Genomic DNA, 2952 nt, shown 5'->3' on the forward strand with positions numbered 1-2952 from the left:
GGGAATCGGGAACGCCCGGAAGTACTAGCCTCGCCCCTCGGCCGAGCGCGATCGCGGCGGTCGTCCTCCCTGCGGCGCCCTATCGATCCTTCGAGAACGTCGGACAAGCGAGCCCGCACGCTCCCGTCCCGCCGCGGCGGGACGGTCAGGAACCGTGCCAACCGGCGCCCGGCGGCGAAAACGCACCGCGAAGGAAGCACCTCAGGAGGTAGCGGAGGCCTCGCGCAGGCGCTCGGCCACCTTTTTCGGCCCCACGAGCGCGATGTACGTTCCCGCCCGCGGACCGGCGTCCCGGCCCAGCAGGGCCCGGTAGATCGCCCGGAACCCGTTGCGGACTCCCGGCCCGCCCGGCTGGGCCGCGAGATCCCGGATCGTGCGGTGAATCTCGTCCGGCTCCTCCAGTTCCGCGAGGGCGTCCGCCAACCTGGCGAGGAAACGTCTTTCCTCCGCCGAGAGCTCCCGGGCCGCAGGCGGCAGCCGCTCGGGGAACGCGACCCGCGCTTCCTCCGGTGCGAAGAGGTCGAGCCACCTCCGTGCCATCGCGATCCGCTCCCCGACGGCCTCCGGGTCGGCCGCCTCGTAGCCCCCGCGCCGCAGAAGTTCCAGCGTGCGCTCCCGGTCGAATCCGGCGACCTGCGCGACGAGCACCAGGTGCCGGAACGGGACTCCCGCCGGCCGGTAGCTTCCGGTCAGCGAAAAATGCAGCGCGCGGTCGGCGGTGCTGCGCGCCACCGCCTCGTCCACCTCGTCGACCAGCCTCAGCAGCGGCTCCCCCGGATCGAAGGTGATCCGGCGTGACGGACGGGAGCGGAGGACGAAGTAGCGCAGAACCTCCGGGGGCACGACCTCGACCAGTTCCGCCACTCCCAGGACGTTGCCCTTGCTCGAGGACATGTCCCCCGCGCCGCCGAGCCCGATCCACTCGTACACGACCGGAAACGGCGGGTCGAAGCCGAAGACCTCCCGCGCGATCCGCCGCCCGCTGTCCCAGCTTCCTCCTCGCGAGGCGTGGTCCTTGCCGAACGGCTCCGCCGTCACCCCGAGCGCCTTCCATCGCGCCGGCCAGTCCACTCGCCAGGTGAGCTTTCCGCCCCCGCGAACCGGCTGAACCGCCTCCCGGCCGCAAGCACGGCACCGGGAGTGCACCGTCGCTGCGGCGCGGTCGTGGCCGAGGACCGTGCCTGCATCGAGACGCCGGCACTCGGGACAGCGCGGATTCCAGGGCGACCAATCCTCGCCGGGGGTCTTGCCGCTCACCTCCGAGAGGATCCTGCGCAGCGCGGGTGTCGCGTCGAGCGCCGCAAGGACGACCTCGTCCATGCGGCCCGAAGCGTACAGCTCCGAGGCCGGCAGGACCTCCGCCGCGACCCCGAGGCGCTCGAGTGCGCGGAGGAACGGGTCCAGAAAGAACCGGTCGTAGGTGCCCGACCCCTCGGGCGCCGGAAGCTCGCACAGGGAGCGGCCGACGAGCGGCTCGTAGCGCTGCCGATCGAGGAAGGGATAGACGCGGCGCAGCGGATCGAGGTTGTCGACCACGAAGACGAGCCGGGCTTCGGCGCCCCGCTCCCTCAAGGCCCGCGCCAGCGCGTCGCCGGTGATGATCTCTCTCAGGTGGCCGACATGGAACGGGCCCGAGGGTGAGATTCCGGTGCACACCACCGGCCGCGCGACACCGCGGCCGAGGATTTCGTCCGCCGCGCGGTCGACCCAGAACCGATCCTCGGACACGCCCGCCTCCCCGCCGCTGCGTTTCGGCGCGGCCGGTGCAGAATAGGAGCGTCACGCGCTCCGCTCAAGCGCCGGGGCGCCGGGAGCTGCCCATGCCGACACCGCTGACCCTTCTCGAACACATCGCCACCGCGCAGCGCCGCCATCCCGAGGCCACCGGGGCGTTCTCGATGCTCATGGAGGCGATCGCGCTGGCGGTGAAGATCATTTCGGACGAGGTGAACCGTGCCGGACTCGGGCGCATGCTGGGGCTCGCCGGGCGCCGGAACGTGCAAGGCGAGGAGGTGGCCCGGCTGGACGAGTTCGCCAACGACACGCTCGTGCACACGTTGACCCGGTGCGGTGAAGCGTGCGCTCTCGCCTCGGAAGAGCTCGCCGTACCGATCCGGCTTCCCGGCAGCCCCGATCCGGCCCATTACGCGGTCGTCTTCGACCCGCTGGACGGGTCGAGCAACATCGATGTCGCCGTGCCGGTCGGTACGATCTTCGGCATCTACCGCCGGAAGAGCCCGGAAGACCGCCTCGCCGGTGCCGAAGACCTCCTGCAACCGCCCCGCCTTCTCGTGGCCGCCGGCTACGCCCTGTATGGATCGAGCACGGTCTTCGTCTACTCGACGGGCCAGGGCGTACACGGATTCACCTACGATCCGTCGCTCGGCGAATTTCTCCTGTCCCACCCGGACATCCGCGTTCCATCCGCCGGGACGACGGTCTCTTGCAACCTGGCCTACCTGCCCCTGTGGGACGATGGCACGCAGCGGGCCGTGCGAAGCCTGCTGCATCCGCCCGACGGGCAGCCCCGGCGTTCGCTGCGATACGTCGGCACACTGGTCGCGGACGCGCACCGGACGCTTCTCAAGGGAGGGATCTTTCTCTACCCGGCCGACCGGCGTCACCCGGAAGGGAAACTGCGGCTCCTGTACGAAGCGGGACCGATGGCCTTCCTCTTCCGGCAGGCCCGCGGTGCCGAGAGCGACGGTTCCGGCTCCCTCCTCGAGCGCGCCCCGCGCACGCTCCACGACCGGACGCCGGTCCTGCTCGGTGGAGAGCGTGACGTGAAAGAGTTTCTCGCCCGGCGCAGCGGAACGGATCCCGACCGAACTTGAACGCGGCCGCGACGCTGTGATACGAAAGGCACCCTTGCGGAGGTGCTCCGGACGGCGGTGCACCCGCCGGGGGGGGTTTTGGGAGGCGGTTCGTGACGGTCCCGCGGGGAGTGGACAC

General features: G+C 71.1%; 2 protein-coding genes. One reads left to right on the plus strand and one right to left on the minus strand.

What is annotated here, in order from left to right; all coding sequences use genetic code 11:
* Positions 1-201: 201 nt before the first annotated feature.
* Positions 202-1728: a lysine--tRNA ligase gene (lysS, locus tag D6718_11125; GenBank protein ID RMG43861.1), complete on the minus strand. Its 1527-nt coding sequence runs from the start codon at positions 1726-1728 to the stop codon at positions 202-204.
* Between the two features lie 92 nt (positions 1729-1820).
* Here lysS and D6718_11130 point away from each other — a divergent pair, with 92 nt between their 5' ends.
* Positions 1821-2834 (plus strand): class 1 fructose-bisphosphatase, encoded by a 1014-nt coding sequence (locus D6718_11130; GenBank protein RMG43862.1) that lies wholly within the window; start codon positions 1821-1823, stop codon positions 2832-2834.
* Positions 2835-2952 lie beyond the last annotated feature (118 nt).

It is taken from the genome of Acidobacteriota bacterium, assembly GCA_003696075.1.
Taxonomy (GTDB): Bacteria; Acidobacteriota; Polarisedimenticolia; order J045; family J045; genus J045.